Source organism: Sediminibacterium sp., from assembly GCF_030695065.1.
Lineage (GTDB): Bacteria > Bacteroidota > Bacteroidia > Chitinophagales > Chitinophagaceae > Sediminibacterium.
This window is the reverse complement of record NZ_JAUYTR010000007.1, coordinates 167,891-188,317: the sequence shown is the minus strand read 5'-3', so window position 1 is coordinate 188,317 and position 20,427 is coordinate 167,891. Positions and strand designations below refer to the sequence as shown.

The 20,427-nt window shown below is 34.6% G+C and carries 12 protein-coding genes; 1 reads left to right on the top strand and 11 read right to left on the bottom strand.

The genetic code is table 11. The features are described 5' to 3' along the window. Positions 1 to 2: 2 nt before the first annotated feature. From bglX to Q8S25_RS02035, 10 genes are all read right to left on the bottom strand, one after another. Positions 3 to 2,282 carry a beta-glucosidase BglX gene (gene bglX, locus Q8S25_RS02080; protein WP_305534397.1) on the bottom strand — a complete coding sequence of 760 codons (2,280 nt, stop codon included), beginning with the start codon at positions 2,280 to 2,282 and terminating at the stop codon, positions 3 to 5. After that, positions 2,282 to 4,036, bottom strand: coding sequence for a family 43 glycosylhydrolase (locus Q8S25_RS02075; RefSeq protein ID WP_305534395.1), 1,755 nt, complete (start codon positions 4,034 to 4,036; stop codon positions 2,282 to 2,284). Before Q8S25_RS02075 ends, bglX begins: the two co-directional genes overlap by 1 nt. A gap of 10 nt (positions 4,037 to 4,046) precedes the next feature. Continuing rightward, positions 4,047 to 5,726 (bottom strand): glucoamylase family protein, encoded by a 1,680-nt coding sequence (locus Q8S25_RS02070; protein WP_305534393.1) that lies wholly within the window; start codon positions 5,724 to 5,726, stop codon positions 4,047 to 4,049. A gap of 17 nt (positions 5,727 to 5,743) precedes the next feature. Then, positions 5,744 to 7,168, bottom strand: coding sequence for a glycoside hydrolase family 30 beta sandwich domain-containing protein (locus Q8S25_RS02065; protein WP_305534391.1), 1,425 nt, complete (start codon positions 7,166 to 7,168; stop codon positions 5,744 to 5,746). Between the two features lie 28 nt (positions 7,169 to 7,196). Beyond that, the gene (locus Q8S25_RS02060; RefSeq protein ID WP_305534389.1) at positions 7,197 to 10,487 is read right to left on the bottom strand and encodes a VCBS repeat-containing protein; all 3,291 of its coding nucleotides are present in this window, start codon (positions 10,485 to 10,487) and stop codon (positions 7,197 to 7,199) included. A gap of 74 nt (positions 10,488 to 10,561) precedes the next feature. Then, complete coding sequence (locus Q8S25_RS02055) at positions 10,562 to 11,398, bottom strand: LamG-like jellyroll fold domain-containing protein (RefSeq protein WP_305534388.1); 837 nt, start codon at positions 11,396 to 11,398, stop codon at positions 10,562 to 10,564. 39 nt (positions 11,399 to 11,437) lie between these two features. Beyond that, positions 11,438 to 12,946, bottom strand: a complete 1,509-nt coding sequence (locus tag Q8S25_RS02050) for a RagB/SusD family nutrient uptake outer membrane protein (RefSeq protein WP_305534386.1) — start codon at positions 12,944 to 12,946, stop codon at positions 11,438 to 11,440. 22 nt (positions 12,947 to 12,968) lie between these two features. Continuing rightward, entirely contained in the window at positions 12,969 to 16,265 is a 3,297-nt protein-coding gene (locus tag Q8S25_RS02045) for a TonB-dependent receptor (protein WP_305534384.1), read from the bottom strand. Positions 16,266 to 16,431: 166 nt separating this feature from the next. Continuing rightward, positions 16,432 to 17,571, bottom strand: a complete 1,140-nt coding sequence (locus tag Q8S25_RS02040; RefSeq protein ID WP_305534382.1) for a FecR family protein — start codon at positions 17,569 to 17,571, stop codon at positions 16,432 to 16,434. Between the two features lie 64 nt (positions 17,572 to 17,635). Continuing rightward, complete coding sequence (locus Q8S25_RS02035; protein WP_305534380.1) at positions 17,636 to 18,229, bottom strand: RNA polymerase sigma factor; 594 nt, start codon at positions 18,227 to 18,229, stop codon at positions 17,636 to 17,638. 143 nt (positions 18,230 to 18,372) lie between these two features. Between Q8S25_RS02035 and Q8S25_RS02030 the strand changes: the two genes are divergently transcribed. Beyond that, positions 18,373 to 19,653 (top strand): acetyl-CoA hydrolase/transferase family protein, encoded by a 1,281-nt coding sequence (locus Q8S25_RS02030; RefSeq protein ID WP_305534378.1) that lies wholly within the window; start codon positions 18,373 to 18,375, stop codon positions 19,651 to 19,653. Here Q8S25_RS02030 and Q8S25_RS02025 read toward each other — a convergent pair. After that, entirely contained in the window at positions 19,650 to 20,411 is a 762-nt protein-coding gene (locus tag Q8S25_RS02025) for an alpha/beta fold hydrolase (RefSeq protein WP_305534376.1), read from the bottom strand. The genes Q8S25_RS02030 and Q8S25_RS02025 overlap by 4 nt on opposite strands. Between the last annotated feature and the right edge of the window lie 16 nt (positions 20,412 to 20,427).

Below are 20,427 nucleotides of genomic sequence, written 5' to 3'. Positions count from 1 at the left end.
AATTATTTACTCCAATTAATATTGGCTTTTTTAACAGTTTGCGCATTGGTACCAATCATGATTTCAAAATCGCCAGCTTCCCAATCGTATTTCAAATCATAATTGTAGAATTTCAAATCTTCGGGCGTTATGGTAAAACTTACTTTAGTAGATTCACCGGGTTTCAAACTAATTTTTTGAAATCCTTTTAACTCACTAACCGGTCTGGTAATAGAACCAACTAAATCTCTTATATACAATTGTACCACTTCTTTTCCCTCGTATGCGCCAGTATTGGTAAGGGTTACAGAAGCAGTTACCGCTTGATTCCCTTTTGCTTTTGAACTACTTAATACTACATCACTGTAACTAAAACTCGTGTAGCTTAAGCCATAACCAAAAGGATACAATGGATCATTGCTCACATCTAAATAATTGCTCTGAAACTTTTGAAACCAAGGTCCACGCAAAGGACGGCCAGTGTTTTTATGGTTGTAAAACAAAGGTACCTGCCCAACATTCTGAGGAAAAGTAGCAGATAATTTTCCAGAAGGATTCACATCGCCAAACAATACATCAGCAATAGCATAAGGACCTTCAGAACCAGGAAACCAAACATTTAAAATAGCAGGAACATATTCATTTTCCCAAGTAAGGGTTAATGGTCTTCCTGTGAACAATACCAATACAACCGGCTTACCGGTTTTTAATAAAGCTTTAATTAAATTCTTTTGAACACCAGGAATATCCAAGTTACTTCTACTACTTGCTTCACCGCTCATTTCAGCACTCTCCCCAGCAGCAACTACAATAACGTCAGACTTGGCAGCTGCATCCAAAGCTTCATTCAATAGTTGGTCATCGGTTCTTTCATCTCGCTTTAAAGACTTACCAAACATACCAGCACGCTCTTCAAATTTGGCATCAGCATCTAAATTTGAACCCTTTGCGTAATGAATAGCTACTTTGTCTCCAATAGTTTCTTTGAATGCTTGTAACAAAGAAGTGGCTTTACTTAAATTAGCGGCTACACTCCAAGTACCACCCATATTTTCTTTATTATCAGCCAATGGTCCAATTAATGCAATGGAGCCAGATTTTTTTAAAGGCAAAGTATTGTTGGCATTCTTCAATAACACAAAACTCTGTGCAGCAATGGTTCTTGCTTCTTTTCTATTGGCAGCAGAAAACACTTCTGTTTTTGCTCTATTCTCGTCAATATATCTATAAGGATCTTCAAATAATCCCAATCTATATTTGGCTTCTAAAATTTTTCTACACGCTTCATCAATTCGAGCTTGTGAAACTTTTTTCTCTTTTAATGAAGCCCCTAAAGTGGTTAAAAATCCTTCCCCTACCATATCCATATCTAAGCCCGCATTCATAGATAATGCAGAAACTGTTTTTAAATCTCCAACCCCATGTGCAATCATTTCATTAATGCCGGTATAATCGGATACAACCATTCCTTTAAAACCCCATTGCTTTTTTAATACATCGGTTAACAACCATTTATTGCCGTGTGCAGGCAACCCATCAATTTCATTAAAGGAAGCCATTACAGAACCAACACCGGCATCTACTGCAGCTTTATAAGGCAACATATATTCATTAAACATTCTTACACGACTCATATCGGTAGTACCATAATCTCTTCCAGCTTCAGCAGCACCATACAGCGCATAATGTTTTACACAAGAAAGCAAGGTATTATTTTTAGACAAATCATTGCCTTGGTACCCCTTCACCATTGCTTTGGCAATTTGCGCACCCAAGTAAGGATCTTCTCCATTTCCTTCTGAAATTCTACCCCATCTTGGATCTCTAGAAACATCTACCATTGGAGAAAAAGTCCAGTTAATTCCATCTGAACTGGCTTCGTTGGCCGCAATTCTTGCACTACGTTCAATTAAAGGCATGTCCCAAGTTGCACTCATTCCTAAAGGGATGGGAAACACTGTTTCATATCCGTGAATCACATCCATTCCAAACATCAAAGGAATTTTGAGTCTGCTTTTTTCAACAGCTAACTTTTGAACCTCTTTAATTTTCGCTACTGATTTAATATTGAATAAGCCACCTACTTTACCCGCTTCAATTTTCTTAGCTATATCAGAACTAGCGGCAGCACCCGTAACAAAATCGCCAGAGCTAGGCAAATTAAGCTGACCCAGTTTTTCTTCTAATGTCATTTTAGCCATCAACTGGTTGATGAATGCATTCATTTTAGCATCCTGTGCACTCAGTTCACTTAAAATAAAAAGCCAACCAAAAGTCAAAGCAAATTTTATTATGTTTTTCATTATTCCACTTTTAAAATTTTAAATTTATCAGATTGCCCATTTTCACTAATTGCTTCAATAGTGTAATAATAAGGCTTTTTCAAATCCATTCCGTTAAACCAATACTCATTTATATCATGAACTGTGATGCAATTATATAACTTATCAGGACTAGTTCCATAGTAAATATTATACCCATAGGCATCATCAACTGGCGACCATTTAATCCAAGCACTCCTTTTGTCTTTTTCAGTTCTTAGTACCATAAATTGATTAACTGGTGGGGGTTTAGGTCCATTCCCAATACCAAACACTCTAAAACCACTAATGGCAAATTTACCTGATGCCATATGTACATTTTCCATTCTAAGAAACCGAGTAAGAATTGGCTTCTCCAATTCAACATATTCGTGTGGAATATCTGTTTTATTAGATGATTTGTCGATGATTAAGTTCCATTTAACACCGTCATCTGAAGCAAATATTTTGTATTGATGATACAAATTGGTTTGCTTACCCAAAAATGTAGCATCTTGATCGGCATAATTAATTTGTATTGCATTTACCTTTACAATAGAACCCAAATCAGATTGCAACCACTCAGATTGATTGGCAGAAACAGCACTCCAATAGGTTTTCATTTGCTCATCGTTGATATTATTTGCACTATATCCTCCCAGTGTAGAAGAAACCCTAACAGGCTTTCTATAATTCAATAGCATCCAACCAGTAAATGCCGGATTAGATTGTAGTGGAACTTGATCCATTTCTCTATACTTTGGTGAATAATGAGGATAATCACCAAAAGCCGTGCTTGTCCACATCATATCATCGGCATCAAATCCAGTTGGCCAAATTCCAATTCTTCTTTCAAAATTGTTCTTAACAGATAACATGATAGTACTTACATGCCAATATTTTCCAGAATTATCTTGAAAACTTGCCCCATGTCCTGCACCTCTTGCAAAACCTCCAAGCTTCATACTCAATGGGTCCGATTGCTCTTCAAAATGTCCTAAAGGCGAATTTCCGATTGCTACACCATCTGCATAGCCACTGAATTCAGTACCTGGAGCTCCATATTGCAAATAATATTTGTTTTTGTATTTAGTAATCCATGCACCTTCCATGAATGCGTCTAAAAAGGTATTATCCATATGCTCACCAAATCTTTGCCAACCATATCTCCATGATTTAAGGTGATAAATTTCTTTACGAGTTCCAATTGGTTTAAAAGTTTTCCGATCTAACTCTATTCCATATAAAGGAAACACATTGCTACTACCATTATACATGTACAATTTACCATCATCATCTGTAAAAAAAGCTGGGTCCCAACCACCAATTTCAAACGAATCAACCAATGGTTTCCATTCATTAGCTTTTGGATTGGTACTCATCCATAAAGTAAAATTATTGGTATAAGTAGATCCAAAAACAATCATTGTATCACCAATAACACCAACTGCAGGTGCACAGAGTTCATCATAACCTTTGTTCCAAGGTCTTAGGAATTTCTTAGAAATAAAGTTCCATTTAAGCATATCATTACTATGCCAATAGCCCCATTGATTCGTACTAAATAAATAATAATCTCCTTTAAAATTTACAATGACAGGATCAGCAGTAGCACGGTGTTTGCCCCATTCAGAAAAATTAGGAATTGGTGTAAATCCGTAATCAATATTGATTGGATTGCAATATGTTTTCTGTTGGGCCAATAACCCACCTGATCCCAAAAGAATGATGATAAATAAAATACTATAAAGTTTCATAAATGAATTTTTATAAATATGGCGCAGTAAAACCAAGCTTTCTCATACCCACTTTAAGTTCAGGGCATGAAGTTAATAAGCCCCAAATGAGTCCAGATCGATAATTTTCGATCATGATAATAATTGGTCCCTGATCAATAGCCAATGTAGAACTGGCAAACCATAAATCTTGCAATTTGTAAGCATCAACAAAACCATAATCAGACCAAATTTTATCGCCAAGCATATAGTAAAAAAATCTGAGCGCTTGCATGCTCTCTTTGGGTGTATATGGAAAAGATGACAATGCAGCAGTAGGGGTAATTACCCCCAAATCATTTGTGGGCGAACTTGCAGCATACCCATTGGGAATATCACTTGCAGTAAGTCCCCATGCATTCTCGCTGTAACCAAAAAACTGTTTAGGATTCGCTTTACAATATTCATAGTTTATTCTAGTATGATTTACTACATAATTATTATAATTAGTGTATTGATCGCTTAATCCACGAGGGTCAATTCCTAAAAAACTATACTGCGCAAAAAACAAAGGACCACCGAATGCCGGACCTAATGTTAACTTAATATTATAATATGAATTGTTATTAACCATAGCCCCACTTCGAGCAAAACCATTATGGTATACAGAAGTAGGTATATTATTATTATTTGAGGATGAAGCCAATATATAGGTAATTAAACATTCATTCCAACCTTGGATTTTTAAATTCATTTCCCATTGAAAATTAGGACTCCAATGCCAATAAAGTACATCTTGGTTATTTTGTCTAAACCAATTCCATTCTACTCCATCCCAAATTGAATTGATATCAGCCCTTAGTGTGTTTTCAGAAACAGTTGACTCATTAAAATACATTCTAGCCGAAAGTAGACCTGCAATTAAATAAGATGTTTCAACTAAATCAGCACCGTTGTCTTTTGAACTAAAGGGTATTACTTCTCCAGTTGTGCCATTTATCCAATGCGGGAAAGCTCCATGAAATTTTTGCGCTTTGTTTTTTAGAAAGTCAACAATTAATTTTAACCTTTCTAATGCTTGAGCACGAGTAATAAAGTTTCTATCAACAGCAACAATTAATGACATAATACCAAAACCAGACCCACCAATGGTTACAATTTCGCCTGAAGAATTTCTTTCTCTAGATAATCCCGATACGGGGTGTGCAAAATCCCAGAAATACTTAAACGTTCTTTTTTGAATAGTATCCAATAATGCATTATCAGATATGACCGGAAACTTATTGGTAGAATCAATGCTGGTGATAAAACTAATTGAAATAGGAATATTTAATTTCCCTTTTTGCGAAGACGTCAAGCTTGTACTTACACTAACTAAATACTTAGATAAATGCTTTAAAGGAGTACTAGGGACAACAACAATACTACTATCATTATTCTCGTATGAAAAATTTAATGTAACATTCTCCACTCCATTTAAAGATATAGTTACAGCTTGAGGAACAGTTACTTTATCAACCTTGTTATTAAAGGCAAGTTTAATTTTGGTAGCAATGTTTACGTCATAGTTAGCACTTGAATTAACAACAAGATTATTTAATTGAATAGATGTATTAAGAAGTGCTTGTGGAATTACTATTGGGGTTTCAGTTACTTGATTATTTTTTTTACAACCATGAAAAATAATTGAACTTATTAAACATAAGCTTATATGAAATAGTTTATTCTGCATAATTCATCTCAATTAAATTAAATTACAAAAGTTGCCACTGCACCGCCCTTTAAACTCGAACTTAACCAACGCTTATTGATTCGCAAATTAAACTGCTCTTCTTGATTACCATTATTCAAGACAATCACTACTTTTTTTCCATCCGGAGTTAAAAAGGCCGCAGAGAATAAATTTCCCACTATCCCACTCCCAATTCTAATAGATCCGGAGGGGATAAACTTAGAAGCATGTGCAATTATATAAAATGCAACATTTTTTGATACAGTAGATCCAGCAATTGTTAAAGCACCTTTACATTCTGTACAGCCTCCTGGTGTTCTTGGCCCGAAGGATGGATCATTTGCTAAATTCCACTCTAAAGCATTTTTGCTATGATTGCGCATAGATCCTATAATTACATTTTTGATATGCCATTTTAGGTCGCCATCAAAGGTTCCATTTTTACCTGTCCATTGTTCAGTAAAATAAAGAGATTTATCTGGGTGTGCATTATATACAGTAGACAATGCGCTAATATCTCCATTATACAAATGAAAGGCGGATCCATCAATATACTTCTTTGCTGCTAGATCATTTAAAATGGAAATTGGATAATTGGGATTGTCGCAATTATGATCCCAAATAACAATTTTTGTTTTAATTCCGTTTTTTTCAAATAATGGCCCTAAGTGATTTTTAATAAAATCAGCTTGTTGATTAGCACTCATTAACATACTGGGATTATTCCCGCCATGTTGAGGCTCATTTTGAATAGTTATAGCGTCAATGGAAATTCCTTTTAATTTCATTTGCTGTAAATACTTCACAAAATAATTAGCATAAACATGAAAATATTTAGACAGCAAACTGCCTCCAATACTATTTAGATTGTCTTTCATCCAAATAGGTGGACTCCAAGGTGTAGCCATTATCTTAATTGCAGGATTAATGGCTACAATTTTTTGAAGAATTGGAATAAGATCAATTGTGTCTGCAGATAAAGAAAATTCATTTAATAAAGTATCTGTTTGCCCAGCTGGCAAATCGTTATAACTAAAAACAGTACTGCTTAAATCTGAAGCGCCGATACTAATTCTTAAATAATTAACTCCAATAGCATTTTCATTACTGCCAAATAACTCATTAAGCAAACTAGCTTTAGCGTTACTCTCCATTTGATTTATTAAATAAGCACTTCCTCCAGTTAAAGTATAGCCAAAACCATCTACTATTTGGTATTTGGTTGCAGTATCTATATCAATTACTGACAAGGCATTATTAACTTCCCCAGTTTTTAAAATAAAAGATTGTTTAGTTAGCAACTGAGATTGATCACCAGTAGTTACCCAATAATAAGTTTTAGCAGCGTTATCTACTACATTATCATTTAGGGCTAGCTTATTTTTATTGGAGCAAAAGCTCAATAAAATCAATACTATAATGATTGAGCCTAATTTAAACATTGTTAAAGGTATTTAGAGTCATTAAATTTTATTCAAAAAAAACTAACGTATTATTATTTCTAGTAGCCACTAACCGCTTTTTATTATCCCTATTACACAACCATTTTGCATCTCTAAATTCACCTCGCAAATCAGGAATAATACCCTCGAATAAAAACTTATTTTGTTGCTGATTAAAATTAAAATAAGTAGGCTGTAATGCATCATATTGGCCTTCATATGGAATTACACCGAAAAAATTTCCAAACGCAACATATCCATTACTATTTTGATTCATAATTTTAGTAAACGAATAAATGGGAGCCATTTGCAATTCCTTTGGTAGATCAACCATTTTGAAGCCTCCCTTGCCATTATTTATAAAACATACAGAACTGAGGGTAACAGCATCTAATTCTATATAATCTTTAAATAAATCATAGAACATGTACTGAACCGTTTTACCAGCAACTTCACCATATTTTAAATATGCTTTTTTAAGCACAGGGAGCGCCCTCTCTAATTCATCTTTCCCAAGAAAAGTATACTCGTTATTGTTTATAGTGTAACACATCACTTGTTCAAGCGATCCATTGTTATCAAAGTCTTTTACATATAACTTTAAAGGCCCATTCTTACCTGAACTTAATTTGGTATTGTGTCCCCAATTCCCTGCCAAAAAATCTATCCACCCATCATTATTTATATCAGTTTGAACAATAGTTTGCCATAGCCCACTTGAGTTTGGAATAGTGACTTTTTCAAATTTGCCTTTCTGATTTTGGAACAGTGTAATTTTCATCCATTCACCCGCTATAATTAAATCACTCCAACCATCATTGTTTACATCTGCAGACGTTGAACTGGTAGCCATTCCAAGGTTGTCAGCGTTAATTATTGAATTAGGAGCAACACTGAATAACGCTTTACCGTTATTCACTAATAAATAAGAAGATTGGGCTATTCCATATTTGGCAGCATCTGCTAATCCTGTTATAAATAAATCTGTGTCTCCATCTTTATCAAAATCAATAGTAGTTACAGAAGATTTATTAAAAGCTAGTTTAGGTATTAAATGATCAGAAGGAACAAATCCTCCCTTCCCATTACTCAAATAAAAATGATCAAGAAGTGCAGGATTGCCATTATCGTATTGATTGCCACCGCTTACTATATAAAGGTCTTGATAGCCATCCAAATTGGCATCAAAAAATACAGCATCTACTTTCTCGGCATGTAAAGACATCCCAGAATTAGGTAAAATCATTTTTTCAAAATTTCCATTTGCTTTCTGAACCAATATAGTATTTGGCTGCTCGGAAGCACCACAAACAAAAAAATCTTCAAGTCCATCCTTATTAATGTCTGCTACTGCTATTTTAGGACCTCTTGTAGATAATTGATGTGGAATTAAGTATTGTCGATTATGATCAATAAAATCATTTTCTTGATGCACCCATTTGACCAATACATCTTTACTAATATTGGTTAAACGATTTTGAGAAGATTGAAAAAATGAAGAAAAATCAAAAGTCCCTTTTGCATCATCTTGTTGAATCTGCATCTTTCCAAAACCAATATTCTTTTTAATCAATTGAAATGTATTATTTGGCCAAACTACTAAAATGCTATCGGGTAATTGACCATTAGGCAATCCGAAGTGTAATTCTGGAGCAGTAGAAGACTGAAAACCACGTGTCAACATCATCTGCTGATACTGCGTTTTCGATTGATTAAACAAATACACTTTAGCACCAATTCCAAAGGTATTGGCAGTATTTCCCTTTAATGAAATAGCCATACTACTATCGGAAGAAGTATTCTTTAATAAAACTGCTTTTTCATTGATTGGGTTAATAATTACATCTAGTTTGCCGTCGTTATTGAAATCTGCATAGGAAGCCCCCGTATAATAGCCTTTCATATTTGCAGTTCCCCATTCCTTACTTACATCAGTAAATTGATGTAATCCATCACCTTTAAACATAAATGGATGAGAACTACCATCAGGCATTTTATCAATTACTTCTTGATCAAATTTATCAGTTATATCAAGTCCCTTATTAGACTTCATATCAGAAACAAATTGAACATAATCTAAATCAACTGGGCGTTTTACTATTCCACTAGAAATAAAAAGATCTTTATTACCGTCATTATCAAAATCGGCAAAAAGTGGAGCCCAACTCCAATCAGTAGCTGAAACACCCCCCATTAAACCAACTTCACTAAAAGTAACACCATTGCCATTGTTTTTATGTAAGCTATTACGTGAATACTGCTTCTGATATCCATTTCGCTCTAACTTAACCTTATAGATGTCAGGATTTTCGTCACTTCCATAAGTTTTTAATGTCTTTTCATCAGGGGGCAGCATATCAACAGTAATAATATCTAATTGTCCATCATTATTATAATCTGCAATATCATTTCCCATACTAAATCTACTATAGTGACCAAAGTGATCAGCCCCAACTTCCTTGAAAGTTCCATTTTGTTGGTTTACATAATAGTAGTCGTTTTCATGAAAATCATTTCCAATATAAATATCATCCCACCCATCATTATTTAAATCACCAATTGAAATTCCCAAACCATATCCAAGATTACTCTGATAAATTCCAGAAGCTGCAGTAACGTCGGTAAATTTACCAGTAGTAGCAACATCATTTCGAAACAATCGATCACCAGACAAAGAATCATAATTGGCTCTATTGCTAATATTAACAATATTAGCATGCGGTTTATGTGATTGATTTAAAATATAACAATCTAAATCTCCATCAAGATCGTAATCGAAAAAAACAGACTGTGTAGAAAAACAAGCAGTATTTAACCCATACTTTGAAGATTCTTCTGTAAATGTTCCATTTTTATTATTAATATATAATTCGTTGTGCCCTTTTAATCCATACTTATTACTTACAGTAGATACATAAATATCCAAGTAACCGTCCGCGTTAACATCTGCCATAGTTACCCCTGAACACCAATCAGAAATTCCTTTAACGCCAGATTTATCCGTAATATCTTCAAACTTAAAATCACCTTTATTTAAATAAAGTTTATTCTTACCTGTAGAATTTGCAGTAAAATAAATATCAATTAAACCATCATTGTTAATATCTCCTGTTGCAACACCACCCCCATTATAATAATAGAGGTAATAAAGAATACTTAATCCATCCTTTTCTATTAATTCATTGGTAAATGAAATATTTGAAGTTATTGGGCTTACTTTAGAAAACAGTGTTTGTTTATTTTTGCAAGCCCCAAGCAGGAAAACTAAAACTAAAAAATTACAAAGCAGCTTAATTGGAAGTGAATGCACTTTTATCATAGAATTTAATATAAAATACAAAGGACTGATACTTAAAAGATCAGCCCTTTGCTCATGTTAAAAACTGCCAAAACTTAATTTTTGTTCGTATACAAAGCAGCTACTTCAGTTGAAGTAAGTGCTTTACTATACAACCTAAACTGGTCTATACCGCCGGTGAAAGAACTAATCCAACCATCAGTAGGGCCAGTAATATTTGCATGTTTATTCCATCCACCTATTACCATATTTGTTGCATTAGAAAAATTTACAGCACCTCTAGCATTTCCTCCATTCTTTGCATCTGTTTGGGCTGCAGATAAACCAGTTACCAATGCACCATCAAAGTAATAAGACATTTTTGAAGTGGCCTGATCATAAGCATAAACAATATGATGCCAATTACCATCAAACATTGGCTTTTCAAAATTTCCTTCAAGCCATTGATCCATCAATCCAAATTTCATTGTGGCTTTAGTAGGTGTTTGATTCTCTACTAATACAAATGCAGCACTATGATGCCAACCATAAGTATCATCAACCAATGAAAAAAGAAATTCTGTTCTACCAGCTTGCGCAGTGTTTTTTAACCAAAATGATATGCTAAAGCTTGTTGCAGTTTTAAAATCGTTTGCAGAAGGATATAGCAATGCTTTACCATCGGTGCCCTGTACTGCTTTTCCAGATATACCAGCAATAGAAGTTAATGGGTTTGCAGAAGCAAAAGTTGCTCTAATGCTATCAACTGCGTTCATCAATGGATCTGAAGTAGTTCCATCAAAAGCAGTATAGAATTTTAAAGGACCGCCAGGGGGGTTGGCGTCTTTAACATAATTAGCTAAAGCAGGGCGATCCATTTTTTGACAGCTGAATAGTATGATTGCCAATAAAGCCAATATATTAACTTTATTATTAAAATTTGTTTTATACATAATTTCTGATTTAAAAGTTGTAAAAGGTATACCCAACAATTACCACTCTGGATTTTGAACTAACAAACCTCCAGACTTATCAATTGCAGGTTGAGGTATAGGATAAAACCTACATTTATTGGTATATCCCAATGGACCTAAAACAGTAACGGCATCCCCCCACCTAACTAAATCAAAAAATCTTTCTCCTTCTACACCAAACTCAACACGTCTTTCTTGCTTTATCAAATTTCGCAAATCAGCCTGTGTAGTGAAGGTAATATTTGCCAATCCTGCACGATTTCTAACCGCATTTACAAAAGGGATTGCCTGTGCGCCATTACCTAACTCATTATGACATTCTGCAGCCATTAGCAATACATCAGCGTAACGAAAAATTCTTTTATTGATCCAATTTGGATTGTCTGATTGGCCGGTAGATGCTCTATATGCTGGATCAGCATAGATCTTCTTATTCCAATACTTTCTTGGCAATGGGCCGGCTGGAACATCAAAAGTTGAACCAGGTAGTACTCTACCATACCCTCCAGTAGAAGGATCATCTGATTGCCCTGAGAATAAAATAGTTGATCCTTTTCTAACATCTCCAGGTTCATAAGCAGCAACTAAATTATCGGTAGGTGTATTCCAACCCCAACCTAAATTCCATCCACTCGCATTAGATCCTCTTACACCTTGTGTTGTTGCAAATTGACATCCGTTGTTAATAGAGCCATTGGGACTTACATATGCTTGTATTTCAAAAATAGATTCACTGCTATTTTCACCAGCATCTTTAAAAATTCCGTAATAACTACTAAACAATGAATATGAACCAGAAGAAATAACTTGTTGAGATAAACTTAGTGCTTGAGACCAATTGCCTCTAAAGAGATACGACTTCGCATGTAAGGTTTTAACAGCGCCGCTCGTAAGCCTACCTGGATATTGATTACCCCAAACTGTTGGAAGGTTACCTGCAGCAAAAGTTAAATCTGCATCAATCAAAGCATAAATTGCTGATGCAGGAGACTTTGCAATATTCGCTTGTGATGCATTATATACCCTGAAATCAATTTTTGGAACATCCCCAAAACTTCTTACTAAATCAAAGTAGGCAAATGCTCTAAAAAATCTGGCTTCAGCAATATTATTCATAGAAGCAGGATCAGTAAGCTTTAAGGAATCGGCTGTTTGAATTGCGGTGTTTGCTAAATTGATTAAGGCGTAATGGTCGTCCCAATAAGTATTACTAGCCCATAAATCCTTAACATATTGGTATCTATCAAATGGAGCAACCCACTCAGCGCCATCAGATGGATCTGATCCTTTTTCTGAATCATCTGATCTAAAATCATGCATGGCTAACCATGGAATAGTTGTAAAGCCTGCGCTGTTTCTTAGGTTACTATATAACCCATAAATCTGACCTTCTAAACCACCCTGATTTAAATCATCTAAAGTTGCAGTAAGTGGCTTTCTGTCCAGAAATTTATTACAGCCCGCGAGCAACATTATCATGGAAGACAATGCCAACATCGAGAAAACTATTTTTATATTCTTTTTCATATTGAATAATAATTTATTGTTCTTAGAAAGTTACATTTAATCCAAAAGTGGTTGTTAATGGAATGGCACCACCAGCATTGTCAACTCCAAAGGAAACTGCACTTCCTCCAAACTCTGGCGTATATCCAGAATTTCTTTTCCAAGTATTGAAGTTCTGAACATTAACAAATGCTCTTAAGGATTTAATTTTTGCTTTATTTAAAAATGAAGAAGACAAATTGTATCCTAATTGTATATTTCTTATTCTGAAATAACTACCATCTTCAATGTTATATGTAGATGCTTCGTAATTAATTCTATGGTCTTGTGCAAGAATTGGATCCCAATTTGAAGTTCCAGGACCATGCCATCTGTTTACTTTGAAAGCAGCATAATTTACTCTTTGGAATGGCGATTCTGTACCTCCCCAATTTCTAAAAATCTCATTTCCATATACTCCACCTAAATCAATACCAAAGTCTACATTTTTGTACTTTAAAGAAATTGTTCCACCATAAGCAAAATCAGGCGTAGGATTTCCAATCATAGTTCTATCTGCTGTATTAATTTTCCCATCCCCATTAATATCTTTGTATTTCAAGTCGCCAGGACCATATGAAAATTCTGTATTAACTGGAGAACCTAATTTTTCTGCATATGACTGATAAATACCCTCTACTATATACCCATAGAAATACCCAATTGGTAACCCCACTGTTGTTCTATTAACTCCAGAAACAATTGAGAATTCTTTTGTTGCCAATGACTCTACTTTATTTTTATAAGTTGTAAAGTTTCCACTAACAGTTAAAGAAAGATCTTTTGAAAATTCTTTTGTATAGCTTGCAGATAGTTCAATGCCACTGTTTCTGATACTTCCTATATTATCTAAACCATTTGAAACCCCTTGACTACCTGGAATAAATGTCATAAGGTCTTTTGTTAGCTTATTAAAGTAGCTAAATTCTACGTGCAGCTTATTCTTAAGTGCATTAAATTCAAATCCAATTTCCTTTGCATGAACAGTTTCCCATTTCAAATTGGGATTAGGCAAATAAGATTGAGAATAGGCATTGTAAACTAAGTTTCCAAATACTGCAGCATTACCAGCAACTAAACCTGGATAGAAGGGATAATCATAACCGTAGGTATTTTGGTTACCTAAAACACCTATTGAAGCTTTAAGCTTTAAGAAATCAAAAATGCTTTGGTTTTGGAAGAAATTCTCTCTTGTAATTTCCCAAGCTCCACCAACAGCCCAAAAGTTCTGCCAACGGTTATTAGGAGAAATTTGAGAAGAACCATCTCTACGTAAAGAGGCATTCAGGAAATATTTCCCTTGGTAATTATATAGTACACGCAATAATCCAGACGCGGTTGTTCTTTCTCTTTGATCTGAGTTAGACACTTTTGTTGTGGGGTCTGTAAACCCATTATTGATGAACCAGAACCTTTCATCATCAGGAATTGCTGCTCCTGTTGCACTTTGTCTTGCCGAAGCAAATCTATTAAAGTTCCCGTAATAATAGGTTGTCCAACCAGCCATAGCTGTCAAATTATGGTCTCCAAAACTTTTCCTATAATTTAAAATATAATCTTGTTGAAATTTTTTGTAAGAAAGATCATTTTCAGAAACGGTTGTAGTACGACTATACAAAAAAGCTCGTTTAAGAGCAGCATCATAAGCATTATAAAGTGGTGTGTATTGTCTAATATTTACATTACTAATGTCTGCATAAAAACTAGCTTTAAATGTAAAGTTTCTTAAGAAATTAACTTCTCCAAAAACACTACCCACAGTTCTATATTCTACATTTTTTGTTTTATTGTATTCATTCTCTAGTTGAATCAATGGATTTACTACACCAGAATTTTGAATTGATGGAAGCTCATAGTATAAATTTTGAACAGTGCTATCAAGACCATAAGGATTTTTAGCTTTAATAGGAATTGTTCCATCGCTAACTAATGGAATAACTTTACGTGCCTGGTCTAAAATATAAGTAGCATTATATGGATTATTTTGACGAGTAGCATTAAAATTAATACCAACTCTTATAGATTTATTCAATTTCACTTCATCATTAAAAGAAAGCTGAAATCTTTCTAATTTTTCATGCTTTATTAGACCCTCATCCCCAGTATAACCAATACCAAAATTAAATTTATTTTTTTCTGTACTAGATGATAAGCTTAAGTTACTTGAGCTAAACGAACCAGTTCTAGTTACTGCATCAATCCAATCGGTATTTGCTGTCCAGTTGCTATAATCAAATGGAGATGTTACGCCAATATTGGCTTTCTCTTCTTCATATAGCGTTTTGAACTGTTCGCCACTGGCTAATTGAATTTTATTCACCAATTTTTTAAAGCCGTAAGAGCTATTGAAATTGATGATTACTTGACCAGCTTTTGCTCGTTTGGTTGTAATGGCAATAACTCCTGCTGCACCTCTTACACCAAATATAGCGAGGGAGGATGGGTCCTTTAATACTTCAATAGATTCAATATCATTAGGATTAATATAATCTATATTATCATTGAATACACCATCAACAACATATAAAGGTCTCACAGAACCAATACTAATTGTTCCCCTAATTCTGATATCTGGGGCAGCTCCTGGAGTGCCACTATTTACAACAGAAAGACCCGCAACTTTACCTTGTAATGAAGCTACAGGGTTGGTATTGGGTTTGTCTGCAACATCTTTACCGGCAATCTTTACAATAGATCCTGTGAGATCTCTTTTACTTGCGGTTCCATATCCAATAACAACTACTTCATCCATTTTTTTAACAGATAAAGTAAGCTGAACGTCAACAATGGAACGACCCGCCACTTTTATTTCAATTGGCTCATATCCAAGGCTACTAACTACTAATGTTGCGTTTTTGTCAACTGTTATAACAAAGTTACCATTGTTATCTGCTGATGTTCCATTGTTGGTCCCTTTTTCCAAAACAGAAGCACCAGATAATTGCTCATTGTTTTCTCCAACAATTTTGCCAGTAATTTTAATGCGCTCATTTTCTATTTCATTTGTAGATAATATGGCAAAAAGATTACCGCCCAATTGCTTATAGGTTAAATTAGTTCCTGTAAACAAGCCATTTAAAGATTGGTCAATTGTCCAATTGAAAGCACTGAAATTCACTTTTGTTTTCAAGTCTTTCAAATCCGAATTGTATAGAAAACGAAAATATCCTTCATTTTCTATTTGTTTTAATACTTTCTTGATTTCCGTCTTAGAAGTCTTTAGATTAACTTTTTGACCAGCAGAGGTGGTTGCATTTACCTGCATGACCGTTAATAAGGTAATTACAATGGCAAGCTTCATAATAAGCAAGGATTTAAGAAGCGTCCTGCGCCACTTTTTGTGGCTAGGATGTACACTTTTTTGCATAATTTTGGTTTAGATGATAAAAGAATGCAACGTCATTTGGAGTTTACTCCAAGAGTTGTTTGCTACACTTTTGCGGGAAATGCTGGAACATTTCCCGTTTTTATTTTTTACTAATTGTAATCATATTGTTTTTGTTTTGGTATTTAAAAGGGATTAGTAATTGTAAATCTCTCAATGCCTCTTCTATAGATTCATCAACAAAAGAACCACTAAGCCGAATATTGCGAATTTTTTCATCTGCAATTTCAATTTTGACATTGTACCATCTTTCAAGCTTAACAGCTATATCAGACATTTTCTCTTCCTCAAATACAATTTTATTATATACCCAACTTGTTTCTATTATACTAGAATCAGAAATACTTTTTGGAATTGGAGTAACCAGCGCATAATATGTAATGGGTAATTCAGTTGGCTTAGGAACATATTGAGTTTTTGCGTCTTTTCTACTGAGCACCAAGTCTTTATTAAAGATGATTTTCTCGTGTGGTTTAAGCATTACTTTAGGGGCACTTGGTTGCTTTCTATTAACAACTTCTATTGATCCATGAATTAAAGTAGCTTCAATAGTTTTATCAACATCATAAGCTTTTACATTAAAAACTGTTCCCAATACATGAATATCAATAGCTGAAGTATGAACTATAAAGGGGCGTGCAATGTCACGAACCACGTCAAAATAAGCTTCCCCGTCTAAAACAACTTCTCTCAAATTCCCTTTAAATGAACCATTATAAGTGAGTTTGCTGCCAGAATTAATCCAAACCTGTGTACCATCAGGTAAAACTACTTTAGACTTTGAGCCCATGCTTACATTTACCTCATTGTGCGAGCGCGTACCTTGAACAATATTCTGTTTTTCATCAAAAAAGGATTCAACTATAAAGAATAAACCAATACCTACAGCCGCTATAGATGAAACAATTTTGATCAAGCGAAAGGTACGTGATGAAGTAGCTTTCTCTTTTTTAAGGTGATTTTCATTGCGCAAATCATTTTCAGAAAAATCGTTTGTTTGAGACTTTAAGCGATTAACATGATTCAAATAAAGATCTTCCAGCTTTTGCTTATTTGTTTCTTCTAATTTTGGATTAGCAGAAAATAAGTCCTGTAATACTTCATGAGAAACCAATCGCTCATTGTTCTCATTAATGTATTCCTGCAATAAGGCCAATTCTTCGGCAGTTGCTTCCCCGCAAAGCTTTTTTGTCAGGAGTATCCAAAATTGTTCCTCTTTCATTAATAAACGGAATGTTCCCTATAAGGACAATGAAAATGGAGATATACCCCTAAAAGGGGGGAAATTATTTTTTCTGGGTCAAAATCGAATGAATTTCAGGGAATTCGTTCTTGAATTCTAAACATTGGCGAATCCGTCTAAATGCAATAGCCATTTGAGACTCAACCGTTTTAGAGGAGATTTCCAACAGTTGAGCAACGTCGTTGTATTTTAACCCATCTTCTTTAACTAGCTTAAAGATGATTTTACATTTAGGGGGAAGTTCATTTATAGCAGCCAATATTCTTTGGGACAACTCAGTAGAAATGAACAATTCTTCTGGATTAAAATAGATACTTTCTAAATTGGTGGTAAGTTCATCTAATTGAGGTAAAATATTGCGCTTATTCAATTTCAGCCGATTAATTGCATAATTTTTGGTGCCAATAAATAGATATAGAGTTGGGTTATTGAGCGGTTTTAGGCTTTTTCTTTTAACCCATACGTTAATGAAGAGATCAGACACAACTTCTTCTGCATCTTCAGCAGATTTTAAAATAGCATACGCGAACTTATATAGCTTATCATGTAGGGCAATGAATAACTCTTTATAAGACTTTTCACAATCTCTAACAGAAATTGATTCAAGTAACTGATTAATATAGTTATCTGAAATCACGCAATCGTTTAAATAGGAAAGCTACAACTTTCTTAAACTAAACAAATATTTAATGGACGAAATATCGAAAAAAAAAAAGGAACTGCGCAAAATCATACTCTCAACTGAATGATTACATTAATTTTGACAAGCATAAAAAACCTATGATAAATAAGCAACATTTTGTAACCGCCACCGAAGCTATTCAACAAATTCAATCCAATACAACTGTTTTCTTACATGGAAGTGCCGCAACGCCTGTAAGATTAATTAATGAGTTGGTAAATCAAAAAGAGCGTTTACAAAACGTTGAATTAATTAGTATAACCCAACAAGGCGTTAACTTAAATGATCCTTCCCTCTCGGGGCATTTTTACATGAATTCACTATTTGTTTCTGAAAGCAACAGAAAAGCCATTAGTCAAGGAATGGGCGATTATACGCCCGTGTTTTTGAGTGAGATCCCCTTGTTGTTTAATAGAAATATTTTAACAGTAGATGTTGCCATTGTTTCCGTTTCGCCTCCAGATAAACATGGTTATTGTTCATTGGGTACTTCAGTAGACATTGTAAAGTCTGCGTTGCGTTCGGCTAAATTAGTGATTGCACAAGTGAATCCCAATATGCCCCGGGTACATGGAGATGGGTTTATTCCTTTCTCTCGCTTTGATATGGCAGTATGGACAGATGATCCATTGCCAGAAGTAAGTTATGCAAGTGGTGCAACAGCAGTGCATCATCAAATTGGAAAAATTGTTGCAGAATTGGTAGAAGATGAAGCTACATTACAATTGGGTATTGGAAGTATACCAGATGCAGTTTTGAAGAACTTAACCAACCATAAAAATTTAGGACTACACACAGAAATGTTTTCCGATGGCGTAATTCCATTGATTCAAAATGGAACCATTAACAACAGTAGAAAGAAAATTGTAAAAGGCTATTGTGTTACTTCATTTATGTTGGGTACTAAAGCCCTTTACGATTTTGCAGACGACAACCCCATCATCAAATCATTAGACATTGATTATGTAAACGACCCAAGGGTGTTGAGTTTGAATAAGAAAGTAACCGCCATCAATAGTGCAATTGAAATAGATTTAACAGGACAGGTTTGTTCCGACTCTATTGGCATGTATCAATACTCAGGTATTGGTGGTCAAATGGATTTTATTAGGGGCGCAGCACTGTCCGAAGGTGGAAAGCCCATCATAGCCATTCCATCGGTCACCAATAAAGGGATTTCTAGGATTGTACCATACTTAAAACAAGGGGCAGGTGTAGTAACAACCAGAGGACATATACACTGGGTGGTTACCGAATACGGTGCAGTGAATTTATTTGGAATGAATATGACCCAACGTGCAAAAGCATTAATCAGTATAGCGCATCCAGATCATAGAGAAGATTTGGAGAAAGCAACTGCTGAAAGATTTAAATGTTAGTTGGATTTAAGCTTATTGAATAATCCTACTAAAGCAAAAGGTGCTGACCATTGAGGATTGTGATCTGCTTCTAAAATTGTGACAGGCCAATTTTTATTTCTAGCCTTATCGGCTTGTGTAGAAAAATCATCTTTATCAGAGTCCTTGCCTTTCTCTACAGTAAGTATATAGGCGGTAGGTATGGATAATCGTTTTGGATTTTTTAAACTGATTTTATCGGTAAAAGTTTTTACAGAATGAGGAACATCTTTTGGAGCTGATTGATTCGGCCTTACCCATCTTGGAACTAAAAATCCATTTTCAATCAAGGGCTTCATGCCTTCGGGTGTTTTACCTTGAGCAAATACACTCTCTCCATCTTCAGGCACAAAAGCATCTAAATAAACCAGTTTGGAAATTCTTTCTGGTAAACTATCAGCTACTCCCGTTACAACCATACCGCCATAACTATGACCAACTAAAATGATATTTTTTAGGTCTTCAAAAAGAATAGTGTTTACTACATCATTGATATGCGTACCCAATCCAACTTCAGGTGTAGCTAAATGTACGCGTTCACCTTGACCAGTTAAAGTAGGCCTGTATACTTTATTACCACTTGCTGTAAGCAAAGAATCAACTTTTTTAAATGCCCATCCACCGCCCCAAGCTCCATGCACAATTACATAAGTTGGCTTAGAAGAAGATTGGGAGAAAGTATTTATTGAAAAAGCAAGAAACCCCAATGTTAAAAGGACAATGAATTTATTCTTTTTCATATTCTTGAATTTAGAA

What these genes read in the sequence shown, in the direction of transcription:
- bglX (WP_305534397.1), bottom strand. Translation starts at nt 2,282, where the DNA reads ATGAAAAACATAATAAAATTTGCTTTGACTTTTGGTTGGCTTTTTATT.
- Q8S25_RS02075 (WP_305534395.1), bottom strand. Translation starts at nt 4,036, where the DNA reads ATGAAACTTTATAGTATTTTATTTATCATCATTCTTTTGGGATCAGGT.
- Q8S25_RS02070 (WP_305534393.1), bottom strand. Translation starts at nt 5,726, where the DNA reads ATGCAGAATAAACTATTTCATATAAGCTTATGTTTAATAAGTTCAATT.
- Q8S25_RS02065 (WP_305534391.1), bottom strand. Translation starts at nt 7,168, where the DNA reads ATGTTTAAATTAGGCTCAATCATTATAGTATTGATTTTATTGAGCTTT.
- Q8S25_RS02060 (WP_305534389.1), bottom strand. Translation starts at nt 10,487, where the DNA reads ATGATAAAAGTGCATTCACTTCCAATTAAGCTGCTTTGTAATTTTTTA.
- Q8S25_RS02055 (WP_305534388.1), bottom strand. Translation starts at nt 11,398, where the DNA reads ATGTATAAAACAAATTTTAATAATAAAGTTAATATATTGGCTTTATTG.
- Q8S25_RS02050 (WP_305534386.1), bottom strand. Translation starts at nt 12,946, where the DNA reads ATGAAAAAGAATATAAAAATAGTTTTCTCGATGTTGGCATTGTCTTCC.
- Q8S25_RS02045 (WP_305534384.1), bottom strand. Translation starts at nt 16,265, where the DNA reads ATGAAGCTTGCCATTGTAATTACCTTATTAACGGTCATGCAGGTAAAT.
- Q8S25_RS02040 (WP_305534382.1), bottom strand. Translation starts at nt 17,571, where the DNA reads ATGAAAGAGGAACAATTTTGGATACTCCTGACAAAAAAGCTTTGCGGG.
- Q8S25_RS02030 (WP_305534378.1), top strand. Translation starts at nt 18,373, where the DNA reads ATGATAAATAAGCAACATTTTGTAACCGCCACCGAAGCTATTCAACAA.
- Q8S25_RS02025 (WP_305534376.1), bottom strand. Translation starts at nt 20,411, where the DNA reads ATGAAAAAGAATAAATTCATTGTCCTTTTAACATTGGGGTTTCTTGCT.